General features: G+C 62.5%; 21 protein-coding genes and 1 tRNA gene. 8 read left to right on the plus strand and 14 right to left on the minus strand.

Annotation, left to right across the window (positions count from 1 at the left end):
- Positions 1-15: 15 nt before the first annotated feature.
- From PYH37_RS11915 to PYH37_RS11935, 5 genes are all read right to left on the minus strand, one after another.
- On the minus strand, positions 16-1,080 hold the full coding sequence (locus tag PYH37_RS11915; RefSeq protein ID WP_280735150.1) for a Gfo/Idh/MocA family protein: 1,065 nt from the start codon (positions 1,078-1,080) through the stop codon (positions 16-18).
- Positions 1,077-1,916: a carbohydrate ABC transporter permease gene (locus tag PYH37_RS11920; protein ID WP_280735151.1), complete on the minus strand. Its 840-nt coding sequence runs from the start codon at positions 1,914-1,916 to the stop codon at positions 1,077-1,079. Before PYH37_RS11920 ends, PYH37_RS11915 begins: the two co-directional genes overlap by 4 nt.
- An 11-nt stretch (positions 1,917-1,927) precedes the next feature.
- Positions 1,928-2,875, minus strand: a complete 948-nt coding sequence (locus PYH37_RS11925) for a carbohydrate ABC transporter permease (protein WP_280735152.1) — start codon at positions 2,873-2,875, stop codon at positions 1,928-1,930.
- A 400-nt stretch (positions 2,876-3,275) separates the two neighbouring features.
- A complete protein-coding gene (locus PYH37_RS11930) occupies positions 3,276-4,535 on the minus strand; it encodes an ABC transporter substrate-binding protein (RefSeq protein ID WP_280735153.1) in 1,260 nt (419 codons plus the stop codon).
- Positions 4,536-4,593: 58 nt separating this feature from the next.
- Complete coding sequence (locus tag PYH37_RS11935; RefSeq protein WP_280735154.1) at positions 4,594-5,490, minus strand: N-acetylmuramic acid 6-phosphate etherase; 897 nt, start codon at positions 5,488-5,490, stop codon at positions 4,594-4,596.
- Between the two features lie 195 nt (positions 5,491-5,685).
- On the opposite strand from PYH37_RS11935, the gene PYH37_RS11940 reads away from it, so the two are divergent.
- From PYH37_RS11940 to nagA, 4 genes are read left to right on the plus strand one after another with little or no spacing between them, the layout of a single operon-like run.
- On the plus strand, positions 5,686-6,570 hold the full coding sequence (locus PYH37_RS11940) for a glucosamine kinase nucleotide-binding domain-containing protein (RefSeq protein WP_280735155.1): 885 nt from the start codon (positions 5,686-5,688) through the stop codon (positions 6,568-6,570).
- Complete coding sequence (locus tag PYH37_RS11945; RefSeq protein WP_280735156.1) at positions 6,567-7,331, plus strand: GntR family transcriptional regulator; 765 nt, start codon at positions 6,567-6,569, stop codon at positions 7,329-7,331. Before PYH37_RS11940 ends, PYH37_RS11945 begins: the two co-directional genes overlap by 4 nt.
- A 29-nt stretch (positions 7,332-7,360) precedes the next feature.
- Entirely contained in the window at positions 7,361-8,383 is a 1,023-nt protein-coding gene (locus PYH37_RS11950; RefSeq protein ID WP_280736017.1) for an SIS domain-containing protein, read from the plus strand.
- Entirely contained in the window at positions 8,380-9,540 is a 1,161-nt protein-coding gene (gene nagA / locus PYH37_RS11955) for an N-acetylglucosamine-6-phosphate deacetylase (RefSeq protein ID WP_280735157.1), read from the plus strand. Before PYH37_RS11950 ends, nagA begins: the two co-directional genes overlap by 4 nt.
- A gap of 53 nt (positions 9,541-9,593) precedes the next feature.
- On the opposite strand, the gene PYH37_RS11960 is transcribed toward nagA, so the two are convergent.
- The 3 genes from PYH37_RS11960 to PYH37_RS11970 are packed head-to-tail and all read right to left on the minus strand — an operon-like array spanning position 9,594 to position 12,600.
- Complete coding sequence (locus PYH37_RS11960) at positions 9,594-10,334, minus strand: copper homeostasis protein CutC (RefSeq protein ID WP_280735158.1); 741 nt, start codon at positions 10,332-10,334, stop codon at positions 9,594-9,596.
- Positions 10,331-11,242 carry an ROK family protein gene (locus tag PYH37_RS11965; RefSeq protein WP_280735159.1) on the minus strand — a complete coding sequence of 304 codons (912 nt, stop codon included), beginning with the start codon at positions 11,240-11,242 and terminating at the stop codon, positions 10,331-10,333. The genes PYH37_RS11960 and PYH37_RS11965 overlap by 4 nt, the downstream gene beginning before the upstream one ends.
- On the minus strand, positions 11,239-12,600 hold the full coding sequence (locus PYH37_RS11970) for an amidase (protein WP_280735160.1): 1,362 nt from the start codon (positions 12,598-12,600) through the stop codon (positions 11,239-11,241). The genes PYH37_RS11965 and PYH37_RS11970 overlap by 4 nt, the downstream gene beginning before the upstream one ends.
- Before the next feature lie 409 nt (positions 12,601-13,009).
- On the opposite strand from PYH37_RS11970, the gene PYH37_RS11975 reads away from it, so the two are divergent.
- Both PYH37_RS11975 and PYH37_RS11980 read left to right on the plus strand, forming a co-directional pair.
- Positions 13,010-13,747 carry a sulfate transporter family protein gene (locus tag PYH37_RS11975; RefSeq protein WP_280735161.1) on the plus strand — a complete coding sequence of 246 codons (738 nt, stop codon included), beginning with the start codon at positions 13,010-13,012 and terminating at the stop codon, positions 13,745-13,747.
- Positions 13,748-13,912: 165 nt separating this feature from the next.
- Positions 13,913-14,122, plus strand: coding sequence for a SlyX family protein (locus PYH37_RS11980; RefSeq protein ID WP_280735162.1), 210 nt, complete (start codon positions 13,913-13,915; stop codon positions 14,120-14,122).
- A 131-nt stretch (positions 14,123-14,253) separates the two neighbouring features.
- Here the strand turns inward: PYH37_RS11980 and PYH37_RS11985 are convergent, their stop codons facing one another.
- From PYH37_RS11985 to PYH37_RS11995, 3 genes are all read right to left on the minus strand, one after another.
- A complete protein-coding gene (locus tag PYH37_RS11985) occupies positions 14,254-15,246 on the minus strand; it encodes a BMP family lipoprotein (RefSeq protein WP_280735163.1) in 993 nt (330 codons plus the stop codon).
- Positions 15,247-15,599: 353 nt separating this feature from the next.
- The gene (gene msrA, locus PYH37_RS11990; RefSeq protein ID WP_280735164.1) at positions 15,600-16,253 is read right to left on the minus strand and encodes a peptide-methionine (S)-S-oxide reductase MsrA; all 654 of its coding nucleotides are present in this window, start codon (positions 16,251-16,253) and stop codon (positions 15,600-15,602) included.
- A 55-nt stretch (positions 16,254-16,308) separates the two neighbouring features.
- Positions 16,309-16,626: a hypothetical protein gene (locus PYH37_RS11995; protein ID WP_280735165.1), complete on the minus strand. Its 318-nt coding sequence runs from the start codon at positions 16,624-16,626 to the stop codon at positions 16,309-16,311.
- 429 nt (positions 16,627-17,055) lie between these two features.
- Between PYH37_RS11995 and PYH37_RS12000 the strand changes: the two genes are divergently transcribed.
- Positions 17,056-17,145: transfer RNA gene (locus PYH37_RS12000), tRNA-Ser, on the plus strand.
- A gap of 7 nt (positions 17,146-17,152) precedes the next feature.
- On the opposite strand, the gene PYH37_RS12005 is transcribed toward PYH37_RS12000, so the two are convergent.
- The 3 genes from PYH37_RS12005 to PYH37_RS12015 all read right to left on the minus strand — a co-directional run bounded on the left by PYH37_RS12005 (position 17,153) and on the right by PYH37_RS12015 (position 18,301).
- On the minus strand, positions 17,153-17,485 hold the full coding sequence (locus PYH37_RS12005; protein WP_280735166.1) for an ArsR/SmtB family transcription factor: 333 nt from the start codon (positions 17,483-17,485) through the stop codon (positions 17,153-17,155).
- Complete coding sequence (locus PYH37_RS12010) at positions 17,472-17,915, minus strand: SRPBCC family protein (protein WP_280735167.1); 444 nt, start codon at positions 17,913-17,915, stop codon at positions 17,472-17,474. Before PYH37_RS12010 ends, PYH37_RS12005 begins: the two co-directional genes overlap by 14 nt.
- Before the next feature lie 110 nt (positions 17,916-18,025).
- Positions 18,026-18,301 (minus strand): BON domain-containing protein, encoded by a 276-nt coding sequence (locus PYH37_RS12015; protein ID WP_280735168.1) that lies wholly within the window; start codon positions 18,299-18,301, stop codon positions 18,026-18,028.
- Positions 18,302-18,462: 161 nt separating this feature from the next.
- Here PYH37_RS12015 and PYH37_RS12020 point away from each other — a divergent pair, with 161 nt between their 5' ends.
- Positions 18,463-19,407, plus strand: a complete 945-nt coding sequence (locus PYH37_RS12020) for an AEC family transporter (RefSeq protein ID WP_280735169.1) — start codon at positions 18,463-18,465, stop codon at positions 19,405-19,407.
- Positions 19,408-19,464 lie beyond the last annotated feature (57 nt).

Here is a 19,464-nt window from a genome sequence, read left to right on the forward strand (position 1 = left end):
TATTGCCCTCTCGGATTAGAGCCTGACCGGCGTGCCGGTGCGCACGCTTTCGTCTGCTGCCAGGCAGATCTTGAGCGATTGCACCGCGTCGTCCATGTGACGGTCGAGATTGATGTTTTCGCGAATGGCCTTGAGCACGAACGCCTGCTCGCGGTCGCAGAGTTCCTGATGCCCGGGCTCGCCCACCATCCTCAGGTCCTCGTCCGGCCTGAGGAAGCGACCATCCGGACCGGTGGCAGCGTTGTGCAGGCGAATGACCGCGGTTTTGGTGTGCATGTCGATGTCGTCGGACTTGGCGTTCTGATCCATGACGATCGACACCGACCCGTTCGGTGACATCACATCCTTCACGAAAAAGGCGGTTTCGGAGATCATCGGCCCCCAGCCGGCCTCGTACCAGCCGATCGACCCGTCGTCGAAGAGCACCTGCAGGTGCCCGTAATTGTACATGTCGGCGGCGATCTCGTGCGAGAGACGAAGGCCCATGCCGCGAACTTCGACGGGCTTGGCGTCGGTGATCTGGCACATGACGTCGACATAATGCACGCCGCAGTCGACGATCGGCGACGTGGTCTGCATCAGTGACTTGTGCGTCGCCCAGGTCGCCCCGCTCGACTGCTGGTTCAGATTCATGCGGAAGACATAGGGAGGCCCAAGCTTCCGCGCCTCGGCGATCAGCCGCATCCAGGACGGATGGTGGCGCAGGATGTAGCCGACCACCAGCTTGCGGCCGTTGGCGCGAGCGCAAGCGACGACGCGCTCGGCATCCGCTACCGTGGTTGCCAGCGGCTTCTCGACGAAGACATGCGCGCCGGCTTCCATCGCCATCACGGCATAGTCCGCATGTGTGTCCGAATAGGTGTTGATCGAGCAGAGCTCGGGTTTCAGTTCCCTGAGCGCCTCCGAAAACGACGGCAGGATCTCATAGCCACTGAGCGCTTGCGGAAGGTTGACCTGCGAGCGGTTGACCAGGCCAGCGATCGCGAAGCCGGGGTTCTCATGGTAGGCCAGCGCATGGCTGCGTCCCATATTGCCGAGGCCGGCGCAAAGAACGCGGATCGGTTCCACGGAAGAACTCATTTGACTGCTCCTGCCGTAATGCCGCGGATCAGTTGCCGCGAGAAGATGACGTAGAGGACCAATACCGGGAAGATCGCTAGCGACAGCGCCGAGAGAACCGCGTTCCAGTTGGTGACGAACTGGCCGATAAAGATCTGCGAGCCGAGCGTCACGGTCTTCGTCGTCTCCGCGGGCGCAAGGATCAGCGGGAACCAGAGATCGTTCCAGATCGGAATCATGGTGAAGACCGCGACCGTCGCCATCGCTGGGCGGATGAGCGGCAACACCAGCCGGAAGAAGATCGCATATTCGGAAAGCCCATCGATGCGCCCGGCATTTTTCAGATCGTCGGACACGGTGCGCATGAATTCGGAAAGAATGAAGACCGCGAGCGGCAGGCCCTGCGCCGTATACACAAGGATCAGCGCCGTCAGCGTATTGACGAGGCCGGTCGCCACCATGCCCTGCAGGATTGCCACCGTCCCGAGCCGGATCGGGATCATGATGCCGAGCGCCAGATAAAGCCCCATCAGCGCGTTGCCGCGGAAGCGATATTCGGAGAGCGCGAAGGCGGCCATTGCGCCGAAGAGCAGGACGAGGGCGATCGAGACGACGGTCACGATGACGCTGTTCTGGAAGTAGCCGACGAAATCACCCTGCTTCAGCACCGTCTCATAGCCGATCAGGCTGAAGGTCTCGGGCGTCGGGATCGCCAAGGGTTCGCGGAAGATCGCATTGCGGCTCTTGAAGGAGTTCGCGATCGTCAGGAACACCGGAAAGAGCGCGACGAGCGTATAGGCGATCAGCGCGAAATGGACGGCGCCGGTCCGGGCGACGGAGGTTCGTGCTTGCGACATCCTGGCTCCTCCTAGAATTGGTAGCGGCGCATGCGGCGCTGGATGACGAAGAGGTAGAGCGAGACGCCGGCGAGGATGATCAGGAACATGATCGCGGCGATCGTCGCGCCCATCGACCGGTCGCCGAGCTGAAGCTGGAACCCGAAGAAGGTGCGGTAGAGCAGGGTGCCAAGGATGTCCGTCGACTTGTCCGGGCCGGCAAGCGCGCCTTGCACCGTGTAGATCAGGTCGAAGGCGTTGAAATTGCCGACGAAGGTGAGGATCGAGACGATGCCGATCGCCGGCAGGATCAGCGGCAGCTTGATCTTCCAGAACTGGCTCCAGCCGGTGACGCCGTCGAGCTCCGCCGCCTCGATCACCTCGTCCGGAATGTTGAGGAGCGCCGCATAGATCAGCATCATCGGGATGCCGATATACTGCCAGACGGAGATCAGCGAGACGGCGATGAGTGCGCTGTCGGGCCGGCCGAGCCAGGGCGCGAACAGCCATTTCAGGCCGACGAGATCCATCAGGTAGGGGGCGACCCCCCAGATCGGAGAGAGAATAAGCTTCCAGATGAAGCCGACGATGACAAAGGAAAGCAGCGTCGGCAGGAAGATCGCCGTGCGATAGAAGGCGCTGAAGCGGAGCTTCGGGATCGACAGCATGGCGGCGAGTGCAATGCCGATCGGGTTCTGCACGGCCATGTGGATCAGGAAGAAGACGAAATTGTTCTTGAGCGCGTTCCAGAAATCCGTGGCCCAGCGTGGATCGCCGAACAGCACCTTGAAATTGCCAAAACCGACGAAGGCGTACTCGCCGTTGACCGTATTGAAGAAGGATTGGCGCAGCGTCTCGATCAGCGGCAGGATCATCACCGCCGTGTAGACGATCAGGGCCGGCAGCAGGAAGACGAGGATGTGCCAGCGCCGCGGGCGCTTGATCTCGCTGATGTCCGTTTGGGTATCGCTTGGCTTCATCGGCCTCTGGCCCGCTCTCAAACTGGCTGGCCGTTACGGCGCAGCTCCGATTTCATCCGAAATGCAAGCGCGCTTGAGGCGCGCTGAGAACGTCTCCGTCCCCTTGATGCAAGGGCTTCCTTGACGTTCCGGATTTCGCCTGAACGCCGGATGTCCTGATCGTTGATCGGTTCGCCCATTGCCCCTCGCGGAGCATTCCGGCGGAGTGGCGTCGGTGCAGGCGAAGGCAACCGCGGGATCTCGGAAAATACCGGCTGAACCGGCCTTCCATGTTCCCTCACATCCGGCTCCGCACCGGACATCCAAACACAATTGCGGCATCGTTCACAGCGCACGAGGGAAATTTCGTGCGAAAGAAGGGGCGCGGAGCCAAGCGTGGCTCGCACGCCCCTTTCGATGCCTATTTTACCGGCTTGAACCAGCTGTCGAGCCCATCCTGCAGTTTCTTGGCCGCCTCTTCCGGCGTGTCGGTGCCGTTGATGACATTGGCCGATTCCACCCAGGTCTCGTTTTCGAGGTTTGGCGTGCCGCGCGACAGGATCTGGTAGGTCGAGCGGATCGTCGGCTTGCACTTTTCGCGCCAGGAAACGAATTCCTGGGCGAGCGGATCGGTCATCTTCACCGGGGTCGAGTTCAGGCTGAAGAAGCCCGGCAGGGCGTTGGCGTAGATGTCCGCGAACTCCGGCGACGCTACCCAGCTCAGGAAGGTCTTGGCGGCGTCTGCGTTCGCGCTCTTGGCGTTGAGGCCGATGCCGATATCGTTATGGTCGGAGATGTAGCAGGTATCGCCGGCCTTCTTCACTGGCGGCGGGAAGGCGCCCATCTTGAACTGTGCCTGGGTGTTGAAGCCCGAGATTTCCCAGGAACCCGCCGGGTAAATCGCCGCACGGCCGAGCGTGAAGAGGTTCTGGCTGTCCGGATAGGTCTGTGCTTCGAAGCCGTCGCCGAGATAGTCCTTCCACTTCGCAAGCACACGGAGAGGTTCCACCCACGGCTCGTCGGTCAGCTTCTGCTCGCCCTTGAGCAGCGCCAGACGGCCTTCCTCGCCCTTCCAGTAGTTCGGGCCGATGTTCTGGTAGCCCATGGTCGCGGCTTCCCAGAGGTCTTTGGTGCCCATGGCCATCGGAATATAGTTGCCATCGACCTTGATCTTGTCGAGAACCGCGAAGAATTCTTCCTCGGTCGTCGGGACCGAAAGACCGAGCTGGTCGAAGGCGTCCTTGTTATAGATGAAGCCGTGGATGACCGAGGCCATCGGCACGCAGAAGGTTGTCTTGCCGTCGTCGGTCGTCCAGGCGGCCTTGGCGACATCGGAGAAGTTTTCCATGCCGGGCAGGCCGGTCAGATCGGCGAGATGTTTCTTGTTGTAGAGTTCGAGTGACGCGTCGAACGGGCGGCAGGTGATGAGATCGCCCGCGGATCCGGCGTCCAGCTTGGCATTGAGGGCGGCGTTGTACTCGGTCGGGGCAGACGGCGAGAAGACGACCTTGATGCCGGGATTCTTGGCTTCGAAGGCGGGGATCAGCTTTTCCTGCCAGATCGCCAAGTCATCGTTGCGCCAGCTCTCGATCGTCAGCGTCACGTCCTGGGCGTGCGCAAGCCCGGCCGAGCCGAGAATGCTCGATGCGAGCAACAAGCCTTTCATTGTTGTGCGGGTCATGCAGGTTCTCCCTTTTATAGGCGCCGCCACGGCGCAGTTCTAAATCCCAGTTTATCGTTCAGGCCGAGACGATTGCGATCGCCCGGCGCAAATTCTGATTGGCACTTTCAAGCGCGGCTTCGGCCGCCGCAACATCCTTCGCCCCGGACGCAAGCAGGATTGCCACCTTGACCGAGCCGGAAGCGGTGCTGATGAGCTTGCCCGCTTCGGCAGCGCTGACGCCGGTGACGTCGCAAATGATCCGGATTGCCCGTCCGCGCAGCTTGATGTTGTCGGCGCGCAGATTGACCATGTGGCCATCGAGCACATGCCCAAGATGGATGCCAACCAGGGTCGAGAACATGTTGAAGGCGATCTTCTGTGCCGTGCCCGCGCCCATGCGCGTCGAGCCCGATACCACCTCCGGCGGCGTCTGCAGCAGGATAGACACATCGGCGTCCTCGAAGAGGGGTGCGCCAGGATTGTTGGCAATGGCGATCACCTTCGCGCCGCGTTTTCTGGCCTCGTCGGCGGCCGCGAGCGCGTAAGGAGTTGAACCGCTGGCGGAGACGGAGATCAGACAATCGCCCGCCTCGATGCCGGCATTGTCCACGTCTGCGCGCGCGAGATCCATGTCATCCTCGTAACCGCCCGCAAGGTCGGCAAGGCTCGCGGCGCCACCGGCGAGAAGAATGACGATTTGTTCCTGGGGGATGCCGTAGGTGCCAGGCAGTTCGAGCGCATCCGCCATGGCCATCAGGCCGGAGCTTCCCGCGCCCGCATAGGCAAGGCGCCCGCCTCCGGCAAGAACGCCTGCGGCAAGTGCTGCTGCCGCCGAAATCTGTTCGATTGCCCCATCCACGGATTTCGCCGCCGCCTGCTGGCCGGAAGCGAGCAGCCGAAGCGCCAGCGACGGATGCATTACATCCAGCCCTTTGGCATTGTCGTGGCGCTCTTCGGTCTTGGCTGACGGCATCGCGTTTTCTCCTCTTCGGGAATTAATGCCAAAAAAATACCAATTGTCTAGGAGAAATTTAAATTTCGATGAAAGAAAACAAAGCCTCAGAAATTTATCAAACAAAATCAAATAAATAACTAATTGTTGTGACCGCGGCTCGAAATGCACTTGGTTAATGGTATTTTTTTGGTATTTTAGGGTCCGGAGGTGCCCATGACATCCTATCTGATCGGAATCGACGGCGGCGGAACGAGTTGCCGCGCGGCTGTCGCGGCTACGGACGGTCGCATGCTTGGCCGCGGCAAGGCTGGCGCCGCCAATATTCTAACCGATCCCGAGACGGCGCTGCAAAACATTACCGATGCGGCGCGGGCGGCGTTCGAGGACGCCGGCCTCGACCCCGCCGGCATAACGGTTGCGCGGGCGATTGTCGGCGTCGCGGGACATAATGTCGGCGATGCCGTACATTATGTGAAAAGGCGGCTTCCTTTCGCCGCGGCCGACATCGAATCGGATGGTCTGATCGCGCTTCAGGGCGCTCTCGGCGACAAGGACGGCGCCGTCGCCATCCTTGGAACCGGCACCATCTATATCGCGCGCCGAGGCGATACGGTCAGCTATGTCGGCGGTTGGGGTTTCACGATCGGAGATCACGGCAGCGGCGCCCGCATCGGCCACGCGCTGCTGCAGGAAAGCCTGCTCGCTTTCGACGGCATTCACGAAGCATCGCCGGTGACGGATTCCGTGTTCGCCGAATTCAACAACGATCCGCGCGATGTCGTTGATTTCGCGCGACTGGCCAAGCCCGGTGAATTCGGGCGTTACGCCCCACGGGTCTTCGAATATGCGGATCGAGGCGACGCCGTGGCGCTGCGGTTGCTGAAGGCGGCCGCGACCACAGTGGATGAGGCGCTGGACGTGGTGGTCTCCAGGGGAAGCGAGAGATTGTGCCTGCTCGGCGGCCTGGCGGTGCTTTATCGGCCATGGCTTGCCAAGCGCCACCAACCGCGCTTTGTCGAGGCGGAAGCCGATGCGCTGACCGGCGCCGTAGCGCTGGCCGCCGCCCGCTTCGGATCGCAGCGGGAGGTCAAGGCATGAACCAGCAGCTTTCCGCCATTCTGCCGCTGGAAGCCCTGCAGTCGGGGGGCGCGGGTCCGCTTTATCTGAAGCTCAGGCAATCCCTTGAAGAGGCGATATTGTCGGGCAAGCTCAATCATGGCGATGCGCTGCCGCCCGAAAGAGACCTCGCCGATTATGCCAACATCAGCCGTGTAACCGTCCGTAAGGCCGTCGATGACCTCGTGCGCGACGGGCTGCTGGTGCGCCGCCACGGTTCCGGCACCTTCGTCGTCCGGCCGGTCTCGCGCGTCGAACAGTCGCTCTCCCGCTTGACGTCGTTTACCGAGGACATGGCGCGGCGCGGCCTCAACACGCGGGCGGAATGGCTGGAGCGAGGGCTCTTCCACCCTTCGCCCGATGAAATGATGACGCTCGGTCTTCCGGCTGATGCACTGGTCGCTCGTCTCGGCCGCCTGCGCATCGCCGACGACATGCCGCTTGCAATCGAGCGCGCCTGCGTCTCGGCGGAATTCCTGCCGGACCCGCTCGCGGTGACCACCTCGCTCTATGCCGCGCTCGACAAGACCCGGTCCCGGCCGGTTCGGGCGGTGCAACGCATCTCTGCCTGCAACATCAAGGATCCGGATGCTTCGATGCTGGGCGTCGCCGTTGGTGCGGCTGGCCTCTCGATCGAACGCGTCTCCTATCTCGCATCTGGGCGTGTCGTCGAATTCACCCGTTCGCTCTACCGGGGCGACGCCTATGATTTTGTCGCGGAACTGACGCTTCCGGAAAGCTGAACCGCGCGCCTTCAAGAAAGGACTTCATGATGCAGACGAACATGCGGCGAGAAATCGACGAGATCCCCGAAGCCGCCGCAAGGTTGCTGGAACGTTCGGCCATGCCGCTCGCCGCGGCCGGCGCGGCGCTTCGCGCCAAGAATCCGGCATTTCTCGTGACGATTGCGCGCGGTTCGTCCGATCACGCGGCGCTTTTCCTGAAATACGCGATCGAGTTGCACGCCGGTCGCCCCGTCGCCTCGCTCGGGCCTTCGCTCGCCTCGATCTACGGTGCCGACCTGAAGCTTGGCGGGGCGGCGGCGATCGCGATCTCGCAGTCCGGCAAGAGCCCGGACATCGTGGCGATGGCGCAAGCGGCGACGCGTGCCGGCGCCGTCTCGATTGCGCTGACGAACACGCTGCCCTCGCCAATCGCGGAGGCTTGCACCCACCCGCTCGATATCCTCGCCGGTCCCGAAATTGCCGTCGCGGCGACTAAATCCTATGTTAACTCGATTGTCGCGGGACTTGCCGTGCTTGGCGAATGGACCGGTGACGCGGCGCTGAAGCGTGCCGTCGCCGATCTCCCGAACCAGTTTGCCAAGGCGGTGAAGCTCGACTGGCAGGATTTTGCCGCAGACCTCGGCGAAGCGGAGTCGCTCTACGTGCTCGGTCGCGGCCCGGCGCTGGCGATCGCCAGCGAGGCGGCGCTGAAGTTCAAGGAAACGTCGGGCATGCATGCCGAAGCCTATTCCGCGGCGGAAGTGCTGCATGGACCGGTGGCGCTTGTCGGCCCCAAGTTTCCGGTGCTGGTGCTTGCCGCACGTGACGCCGCCGAGGCTTCGGTTGCCGATATCGCCGATCGCATGAGCGCCAAAGGCGCTGTCGTGCAGGTGACGTCGGCTCGAGCAAAAAAGGCAAAACGGCTGCCTTTCGTCGAGACCGGCCACCCGATCACTGACGCGCTGGCGCTGATCCTGCCGTTTTACGGCTTCGTCGAAGCCTGGTCACGCTCGCGCGGCCTCAATCCCGACGCGCCGGAGAGCCTCAAGAAGGTAACGGAGACACGATGACTGCGAAAAAGAAGATCACCGGAGCGCGGATTTTCGACGGCATCGATTGGCATGACGGCGCCGCCCTCTTGATCGAGGCGGGGCATGTCAAGGCGATCGTTTCCGCACGCGGCGCGGCAGCCGACGCCGAGACAATAGATGCGCGCGGTCTGCTGCTGGTGCCGGGCTTCATCGATCTGCAGGTGAATGGCGGCGGCGGCGCGCTTCTCAATGAACAGCCGACCCTCGACGGCATACGGCAGATCTGCGCGGCACATGCGAAATTCGGCACGACGGCGCTGTTGCCGACGCTGATCACCGACAGGCGGGAAGTAAGAACCGCTGCCATTCAAGCCGGTCTCCAGGCGAAGGCCGCCGCCGTGCCGGGCTTCCTCGGCCTGCATCTCGAGGGCCCGCATCTTTCGGTCGCGCGCAAGGGAGCCCACGACCCGTCGCTGATCCGGCCGATGGGCGATGCGGACCTCGCGGAAATGCTGGCTTGCGCACGGACGCTCGGCTGCCTGATGGTAACAGTCGCTCCGGAAAACGCGACGAGAGAGCAGGTGGGCGCGCTTGCCGAGGCCGGTGTCGTCGTCAGTCTCGGCCATACGGATGTCGGCTTCGAGACGGCCTGCAGCTACGCCAAGGCAGGAGTTCGCACCATCACCCATCTCTTCAATGCGATGAGCGGGCTCGGCCACCGCGAACCGGGCGTCGTCGGCGCGGCGCTTGCGACCGGAACGTTGCATGCTGGCATGATCGCCGACGGTTTCCATGTCGCCCCGGCCTCGATGGGCATAGCGCTTCGAGGCAAACAGGGGCCGGGACAAATCTTCCTGGTGACCGATGCGATGTCGCCGCTCGGCACCGATCAGACGAGTTTCCGCCTCAACGGCCGTGAAATCCTGCGCCATGGCGGGCGGCTGACGCTGGCCGACGGTACTCTCGCAGGCGCTGACATCGACATGCTGTCCTCCGTCCGCTTCGTGCATGAGAAGCTCGGCCTGCCGATCGAGGAAGCGATCCGCATGGCATCCGCCTATCCGGCCGATGTGATGGGTATCTCGTCCCACATGGGCAGACTTTTGCCCGGAACGGACGCCGACTTCGTACTGCTGACGCCGGAGCTCGGCATGGAGTCGACCTGGATCGGAGGCGAGCGGGCATTCTCGGCCTAAGCGGCAAGAGCTCCGTGCGTCATTTCAGGTGCAGAAAAGCGTCCGTTTCAAGCTTATGCAGTAGGAGCCTGCAGCGCGTTCAACCGCGCCTTCATCGCTCTGACAGTTGCCGTATCCGTGCGGCGACGGTCAGCCGAGGCGAAGCCCATTTCGACTAGCCGGCTGTCTTTAGCCGGCTCATGAACGGAACAGGACGAGTGAACCTCGGTAACCGCGAGCCTTGGCAGCAGCACGTCGACGCTGTCGATGGCAATACCGGAGCCGGGCATTATGGAAATCCGGCCCGCCGCCAGCTCCACGAGCTGCGCCAGCGTGTCGATCGCTTCCGGCGCGCTCTTCGCACCGCCCGAGGTGAGGATGCGTTCGAAACCGAGGTCCACCGCGATCGACACCGCTTCGGCGAAATCCGGCACTAGGTCGAAGGCGCGATGTAAGGTGAGGCCCAGCCCGGCTGCGTGACCGGTCAACTTGCGGAGCATTCGCTCGTCCAGCCGGCCGTCGGGCAGCGACGTTCCGAGCACGACGCCCGCAAGCCCGGCCTCCCGAGTTGCATCGATGTCGCGGCGCATGATGTCGAGCTCGGCGCGGCCGAAGACGAAATCCCCGGGGCGAGGGCGAATCATCGCATAGACGGGCACTGGCGGCGGACCGGCGAACGTCATCAGCCCGGCGCTTGGCGTCAGTCCTCCGACGGCAAGCGCGGAACAGAGTTCTATGCGGTCCGCGCCGCCGTCAATCGCCGCGGCCAGTCCGTCCGCGTCGTCGACGCAGACCTCGAGAAGGAGACCCTTCATGCGCCTCTCCGTTCGAAGCCGAGCAGCGCCGCGCCGATCAGGCCCGGTTCCAACCGGCATTCCCCTGGCACCACCAGCGGCCGGTCGAACCGCCTGAGGATACGGCTGCGCACTCTTCGGTCGATTTCGGCTAGTAAAGCCTGGGCATTGGAAAGCCCGCCGCCGACGGGCACGATCGTCGCGCCGGTTATGTTGATCACCAGCGCCAGCGGCGAGCTCAGCAGATCGACGAAGACATCGATCGTCCGCGCCGCTTCCTCGCTGCCTGCCTGCCAGGCTTCGATAATCTCGTGGCTGGAGAGCGTCTTGCCGTGAACCGTTTCGTGGAGCCGTTCCAGTCCGCGCGCGCCGCCGACGGTGTCGACGCAGCCGCGCTGTCCGCAGCCGCAATCGAAGAGGGGTATGGCAATGGCCGGATCCCCTGCCTTGGCGGCGACGACCGGGCCATGCCCCCATTCGCCGGCAAAGCCGCCATCGGCGTTGATCAGCCTGCCGTCGACCACGAGGCCGCCGCCGACGCCGGTGCCGAGGATTGCGCCGAAAACGATGCGATGGGCGCGCCCAGCACCGACGCCCGCTTCCGCGAGCGCAAAACAATCGGCATCGTTGGCGATGATCACCGGCAGGTGCAACGCCGCCTCGAGCTCGGCGGCAAGCTCACGCCTGTCGATGCAGGGGATATTGGCGCATTTGATCCGGCGCGTTTCCGGGTCGATGACCCCAGTGATCGAGATGGCGATCCGATCCGGCAGGCCGCCCGCTTCGTCCACCACCGATTCCAGGGTTTCGACGAAGCCACGAAAATCGTCGAGCGGCGTCGTTCGCCGCGGCAGGGGGAATATTCTTTCCGGCGAATGAGTGACGGCACCCTTGATCGCTGATCCGCCGATATCGAAGCAGATGATCATGCCTCGCCCCGGATAATCGCTTCGGCGGCGAGGGCCGCGCTCAGCAGCCGGTCGTCCTGATGATGCGGCGCGGAGAGCAGCAAGCCGGCCGGCATGCCGGCCGCCCCCGTGCCGCAGGGAATGGACACGCCGCAGAAATCCAGGAAATTGCCGATTAGCGTGTTGCGGAGCGTCTTTGCATTGGTTTTGAAGAAGAGATCGTCGTCGCCAAGAAGCGGCGCGAGCGGCGGGGCCACATGCGGCAATGTCGGGTGCGCGATCAGTTCGCCGGTTTTGAGGCTTTCGACCGTTTCGTGGATCAACCGGCCGCGGGCGTCGAGAAGGGCGATGTAGTCGCTGACGGTGATTTTTTCGCCGAGGCGCGCCCGAGCGACGACGCGCGGATCGATGCGTGCCGCTTCAGGGCCCGCCAGGCGCTCGCGGTGGAGGGCATAGGCCTCCGCAGTCACCAGCGCGCCGTGGCGCGCCATCAGATCGAAAACCGCGGCGAAACTCGGGAAGGACTGGCGCCTGACCTTGGCGCCGGCCGCCTCGAGCCTTCTGATCGCCGCCTCGAAGGCTGCGACAACCTCCGACTCGGCTTCGTCGAAGACGACGCTCTCGGGAACGACGATGGAAAGATCGGCGACCTCTGCGCGGCGGATTACCGGCGCCGTCAGGCCGTGCATGGCCGCGTCCGCCCATACGGCATCCTGCACGGCATTGCAAAGGGACCCAAGCGAATCGAGGCTTGTGGCGAGCGGGAAGACGCCCTTCATCGAATAGCGCCCGCGCGTTGCCTTGTAGCCGACGATGCCGGTCATTGCGGCCGGAATGCGCACCGAACCGCCGGTGTCGGTGCCGATCGCAAGCGGCACCAGACCGGCCGCGACCGCAGCGGCCGAGCCGGCGGAGGAACCGCCGGGAATACGGTGGACATCCGCCGATGCCGGATTGCGAGGTGTGCCATAGTGCGGATTGATGCCGAGCCCGGAGAAGGCGAACTCGTTCATATTGGTGCGGCCGACACTGATCATGCCGGCGGCGGCAAGAGCGCCGACGACGGTGGCGTCGGCTTTCGCCGGTGGATTGCCCCTGAAAACGGCGGAACCCGCGGTCGTGACGGTTCCGGCAAGATCGAACAGGTCCTTCCAGGCGACGGGCAGGCCATCGAGCAGCCCGAGCGAACGCCCGGCCTTGAGGCGCTCGGACGCGGCCTTCGCTTCCTGCGCCGCGCGGTCGCGCGTCAGGCCGACGAAAATCGAGTGGTCGGCGTGGCTCTCTATCCGGGTCAGGGTGTCTTCCGCGAGTGCGATAGGATCGAGTTGGCCCGATTGCACGAGAACGGCGAGGCTCGCGAGCGTTTTTTGATTGGTCATTGCATCTCCCTGGGCAGCACGCCCGCGTTCCCGTGACGGGATGCGGATTCTGTCTTCCGCTCTAGAGCGGGATGAGAAAAGTGTGTGCGGCTTTTCGCCCGCATCCCGCTCTGTCTTGTTAGAATCGATCACGTTTATGATTTTCGGTCGATTCGACCGAAAATCATCGTGATCTAGCATATCGCCATGCGCCGTGTTTGCCAGCGTCCGCAGGTATCGAAACGTGCAAATCTCGCTTTCCGGGTGATTGCAAACTCGTGGTACGCGGCGCCAAACCATCGTTTCCGCGCGGCCGATTTTGATCATTGTCTCCTGCGCGGATCAAAGGCGCATTCGCAATTGTCTTGTCGCCGCGGATGCGCCTGCCTACATGCCTCCCGATCCACCTCGTCTATCAATGGAGACGGCCATGATTACCGAAGCGGCGCGGCTTGCCTTCGCCAATCTTTTTGCGGCGGAGACCCGCGCAGTCTTCTGGAAGGTCATCGGCCTGACCTTGCTTGCACTGGTAGCGGTCTGGTTCGCCTTGCGCGAGGTGTTCGTTTGGCTTGCTCTGCCATGGATCGACGCGCTAATGCCCGGAACGCCGGATTGGGCGGGGTGGATCACCTTCGTCGTCGGCATTTTTGCAAGCCTCGGTCTGGCCCTAGCGCTGGCGCTTCTGCTCGCCCCGGTGACGGCGCTCATCGCCGGCTTCTTTCTCGATGACGTTGCCGAGGTGGTCGAGAAACGCGATTACCCGACCGAAGCGCCGGGTGCGCCGCTGCCTCTCGCAGAAGCAATCGTCGGATCGGCAAAATTTCTCGGCGTCGTTATCCTGGGCAACATCGCGGCCCTGCTGCTGTTGCTCGTACCGGGGGTCAATCTCGTCGCCTTCTTCCTTGTGAACGGCTACCTGCTCGGGCGCGAATTCTTTGAGTTCGCCGCCATGCGCCATCGCCCGCCGTCAGAGGCGCGGCTCTTTCGCGTAAAGCACCGCTCCACTGTTTTCCTGGCGGGTTTGGTGTTGGCGGCGTTCCTTGCCGTGCCGCTGCTCAACCTGCTGACGCCGCTCTTTGCCGCCGGTATGATGGTGCATCTGCACAAGATGCTTTCCGCCCGCGATCCGGGGTTTTCCATGATTCGCAGCTCGGCGGCGGATGCATGAACGTCGCTTGACAACGCCTTTGATCTGGCCGATTGGCCGGCGGGATACTACTGCAAGGTTGCTTAAATCGGAGCCGACTTAACGATAAAACCATGCAGCAACTCAACGCGTTACAGCGGCCTTTGTGCGTCTGAAAGACGCACGGCGCTGTAGGGGAGCAGCTTCATGAGCGATGCAGACGACCGGATTACCCGTCTGGAGGAAATGGTGGCGCACCAGGCCAAGACCATCGAAGAGCTTTCGGATCAACTGGCCGAGCAGTGGGTGGTGTTGGAGCAGACGCGTACGAAACTCGACCGCCTCACCGAGCGCTTCCTGAGCCTGGAGGAACAGGCGCGCGACACGGTCCCGGTGACGCGACCTCCGCATTATTGATCCTCTTGAGCGGATGAGGAAAAAAGTATGCGGGTTTTCCGCCCGCATCCCGTGCCTCAGCTTAGAATCGATCAATAAAAAAGCCGCCGGCTCCTGCGGGCCGGCGGCTTGTGATCGTCAGGTCGTGCAGATCAGTACGGGCAGGTCTCGTCGGTCATATAGTCGTGCACCTGAACCTTGCCGGAGATAATGTCGGCTTTCACCTTCTCGACCGCATCGAGCATTTCCGGCGTGATCAGCGCCTTGTTGTGCTCGTCGAGGGCATAACCGACGCCGTCCTCCTTGAGGCCGAGATTGGAGACGCCGAATTCGAACTTGTCGTCCTTGGCCGCCGTGAAGGCGTCGTAGACGGCGACGTCGACGCGCTTCAGCATCGACGTCAGCACCTTACCCGGCTGCAGCATGTTCTGGTTGGAATCGACACCGATGCCGAGCTTGCCTGCATCCGCTGCCGCCTGCAGCACGCCGACACCGGTGCCGCCGGCGGCGTGATAGACGACGTCGGCGCCCTGGTCGATCTGGGATTTGGCGATTTCACCGCCCTTGACCGGGTCGTTCCACGCATCCGGCGTCGTGCCCGTATAGGCTTCCAATACCTTGACGTTCTCGCCCGTCGACTTGGCACCGCCGACATAACCACAGGCGAACTTGTGGATCAGCGGGATGTCCATGCCGCCGACGAAGCCGACGGTCTTCGTCTTGGAGGCGAGGCCGGCGAGTACGCCGACGAGATAGGAGCCTTCCTGCTCCTTGAAGACGATCGATTTGACGTTCGGCTTTTCGACCACCATGTCGATGATCGCGAATTTCGTGTCCGGATATTCCGCCGCGATCTTCTCGAGCGATGCGGCCCAGTTGAAGCCCGCCATCACGATCGGGGTGTTGCCGTCGCTGGCAAAGCGGCGCAGCGCCTGTTCGCGCTGAGCGTCGTTGGCGATTTCGAATTCGCGGTATTCGATTCCGGATTCGGTCTTGAACTTTTCAGCGCCGTTGAAGGCCGCCTCATTAAAGGATTTGTCGAACTTGCCGCCGAGGTCGTAGATGATCGCCGGCTTGATGTCGGCAGCCAGTGCCGTCGCGGACATCATCGAGAAAGCAAAGAGACCGAGAATGGTTTTTTTCATCGTGCAGCCCTGTTGTCGAAATTGATCTTATCGGGTCTCGCGGCGGTCAGGACGTGCCTTTCCACGGAGCCCGCCCCTCTCTTATTAAGGCTTGGGTGGGCGCATCCTTGCATGGCTTCGGCAAAAAAACACTTCAAAATTTTTCGGATGGTAAAAAAGATGCCGCCCTCGCGCGGAAGGCGGCAAATGCCGCTGCGGCAGCCCACCGGAGCCTGCTGCATGTTTCCGTAAATCGGAGCCGATTTAAGGAAAAAACATGCAGCAGTTCAAAGCGCTACCGCGACTTTGTGCGTCTGAAAAGACGCACGGCGCTGTAGCGGAAAGGGGTGCGCGCCGAGAACGCGTGGGATACGTCAGCCGCCGATCGGGCAGCTGACGCCGGTGCCGCGAAGGCCGCAATAGCCGTCCGGGTTCTTGGCGAGATATTGCTGGTGATAATCCTCGGCAAAGTAGAACGGGCCGGCCATGCCGACCTCGGTGGTGATTTCGCCGCCGTGATCGAAGGCGGTCAGCGCCCTCTGGAATGCGTTGCGGGCAGCCTTGGCCTCGGCGAGCTGCTCTTCATCGTAGACATAGATTGCCGAGCGATAGGTCGTGCCGACGTCGTTGCCTTGGCGCATGCCCTGCGTCGGGTCGTGCTCCTCGAAGAAGGTCTTGAGCAGGCGCGCGAAGGAAGCCTTGGCCGGATCGTAGACGACCAAAACCACTTCAGCATGGCCCGTCAGTCCCGTCGTCGTCTCCTGATAGGTCGGGTTCGGCGTCAGCCCGCCGGAGTAGCCAACCGCCGTCACATAGACTCCGGGAATTTGCCAGAGCAGCCGTTCAGCGCCCCAGAAGCAGCCCATGCCGAAGAGCACCTTCTTCATCCCTTCCGGGTAAGGGCCCTTCAGCGGCCGCCCGGAGACGAAGTGCGTCGTTGCCGTCGGAATTTCCTCGTTGCGGCCCGGGAGCGCGGTCGCAGCATCGGGCAGGATGGTCTTCTTGTTGAACATGTCGATCAGAAACATCTGCGGCTCCTTTCATGGGCGCGAAGAGCGTTTGAGCGTCGGCCAAGCGGTCGGCTCAGGCGGCGAAACGTCCTGCCGCCGGCTTCTTCCTGTATCCCGCCATCCACAGGAGGAGGGCGGTGAGCAGAAACACGGCAAAGGCCGGCTGCATGAAAAGCCAGTGCAAGGCCTTGAGCCAAATGGCGGGCCCGGCACCCGTGCGTTGTAGCGATTGCACCCAGTTGAGCGCATCAGGCCCGAGCGCCGCTATGCCGTCGGCAAGCGGGGTCATCACCGGCGCGTACGCCGCCACCGACTGGATCGCATCGACGGTTCCGGCAAGCACGGCTACGACGAGCGCGAGAAAACTTGCAAACCGCAGCAACAACCGCATCCGTCTACCCCTTGGCCGGGCTCCGCCCGACACGCGCCTGTTCGATCAATTTACCCCTGTGCGCCTGGCCTACTGCATGTTTCCCTGAATCGGAACCGATTTAAGGATGAAAACATGCAGCAATTCAAAAGTTCTACAGCGACCTTTGTGCGTCTGAAAAGACGCACGGCGCTGTAACGCAAGATGCGGGCGTAAAACCATTTCACACTTTTGCTCGGCTCGCTCAAAGAGATAGGCGTGTCGCTTATCAAGCGCAATGGCCACTTCGCGGGGGACATCTCACGACATGTCAACAATCTGTCAGAAACCAGTTGATCCCCAGCAAATCATCGGTATATATCGCGCCCGACCGCCGGTTCTCGCCGGCGCGTTTTCGGAAGGGTTCGCCCTTCCCCATCCAGCCGGACTGACCATCGGCTGCAAAAGGATGGACAGGTGGCCGAGTGGTTGAAGGCGCACGCCTGGAACGCGTGTATACGTGAAAGCGTATCGAGGGTTCGAATCCCTCTCTGTCCGCCATTTCTCATCAACCTTCTACAAACGCCCTGAGCCTGCCCAAAGCCTCGTCCCACTGCGCCGAAACCCTGTCGAGATAGGACTTTGCCTCGGCGATCGGCTCCGGTTTATAGCCAAACCGGCTTTCCCGGCCGATACGAATGTTTTCGACGAGGCCCGCCCTTTCCAGCACGTGCAGATGCTTGGTTACGGCCTGCCGCGTCAGCTTCGTATCCGCCGAAAGCTTTGCGATCGAGCGTGTTTCGCCGTCGCTGAGTTTTGCCAACAACGAAAGGCGGGTCGGGTCGCCGAGGGCGGCAAACACCTCGGCCGGGCCGGGAGCGACGAGGTCAGGCTTCGACATAGGCCTTGATGTTTCCCGTCTGGATCTCCCATCCGCCTTCGTTGCCGCGCAGCGCTTCCATTCGCTGATCTTCAGGCAGGTTCTCGAAGCCGGACTCGATGATCGTCAGATGCGTACCCGTAGGTGTCGGCTTCAGGTGAAATTCGACGAGGGTGGAAGGCTCGGTGGACGAATCGGCATTGGGGTCCGCCGGATGCGGCCACCGGAATGAGAACAGCCGCGGCGCGTCCATCCGCTCCGTGACCGACACCCACTTGAGCCCCTCGTGGCCGGGATAGGTAATCCGGCCCGTGGTGACTTCTCCCACAACGAATGGTCCCTCGAGCTTCACCCGGAACCACTCGCCGAAGGCGTCGTAATCGGTCAGTGCCCGCCATACCTTTTCGATCGGGGCGTTAAGTTCGATGCTTTTCTCGATACGATCCGTCATAGCGCAACCTCCTGGTTGCCTATAGCTTGACATCTGGGGACGAAAATAGCAACCGAAAGGTTGCCTAATGGGAGCGTCGGTCGATTTAGGATGCCGCGACCAGCCGCGCGTCAGTCCTTCGCCTCATCCGGTCGCACCGTCAGCCGGTTCTCGACGCTCGACACGCCGATGACCGAGGCCGCAGCCTCGCCGGCGCAGGCGATGTCCGCCTCCTGGGCGACGTTGCCGGAAAGCACGACCATTCCGCCGACGGCCATCACCGAGATGTCGCTTGTATCGATGAAAGTCGCGTAGCGAATGTATCGCAGCACCTTTTCCGCCAGATCGTCATCGGTCAGATGTGGGTCGTCGTCCTTGTGCGAATAGAACGGGTGCTCTGTCGACATCGTCGTTTTCCCAGGTCATCTTTGGCAACGCTTTGCGCCGACGGAAGTTCCATCCCTCCCGCGAGGCGGCACAGGCAGCCCTTTGCCGCATCATTTGCCGCTTGGCCTTGCCTCTGCCGTTCGAACGGGTCTATGGCTGAGCGACCACCCAAGGCTCGCGCATGTCCGAAATCTTCCTGAACGTCCTTCCGATCTTCGTCCTGATCCTCACCGGCTGGCTGGTCGTGAGGCTCGGCTATCTGAAACCGGCTGTCGGCGATGCGCTCGGCGACTTCGTTTTCAGGGTTGCGGTACCGGTCCTTCTGTTCCGCACCATCGCCGAGGCGGATTTCAAGGAGGGATCGCCGTGGCCTCTCTGGGTCGCCTATTTCTCCGGCGTCGCGATCACCTGGACCTGCGGCCATCTCGCCGCCACGCTCGGCTTCGGCCGCGATGCGCGCATGGGCGTGCTTGCAGGCGTATCGTCGGCCTTCGCCAACACCGTCTTCATCGGCCTGCCGCTGGTTTCGCGTGTGGTCGGGGAAGACGGGATCGTGGCGATCTCGATCCTGCTCTCGGTCCACCTGCCGGTGATGATGATCGCCGGCACGGTGATGATGGAGCGCGCGGAACGAAAGACGAGCGGCAGACCGGGGCAGGGCATCCTGAGGCTGCTGGGCGGTGTTGCGCGCAATCTTGTTCGCAACCCCCTGGTCATCGGTCTCGCCTTCGGCGCGCTGTTCCACCTCCTCGGGCAGCCGCTCGGCGGACCGGTGAAGGTCGTCGTCGACCAACTGGCCGGCGTCGCGGCACCGGCCGCGCTTGTCTCGATCGGCATGGCCCTCGACAAATACGGTCTTGCCGGCAATACCGGGCTTGCGGCCGTCACCAGCACACTGAAGCTGCTCGTATTACCGGGAGCCGTTTTCGCTGCCTGCCATCTGTTGGGTCTGAACGATAGCTGGACCGCCGCGCTGGTTCTGACGTCGTCCGTTCCGACCGGCGTCAATGCCTGGCTTATCGCTAACCATTTCGATGTCGGCCATGCGCTCGCCTCTTCGACCATCACGCTGACGACGGCGCTCGGCGTGCTCAGCGTCTCGGCCTGGGCCTATCTGTTGATGTGATGCGGAAACGAAAAAGCCCGACCAAGCGGCCGGGCTTCGCAGGAGAATCTTGTGCAA

The organism is Sinorhizobium numidicum (genome assembly GCF_029892045.1).
Lineage (GTDB): Bacteria > Pseudomonadota > Alphaproteobacteria > Rhizobiales > Rhizobiaceae > Sinorhizobium > Sinorhizobium numidicum.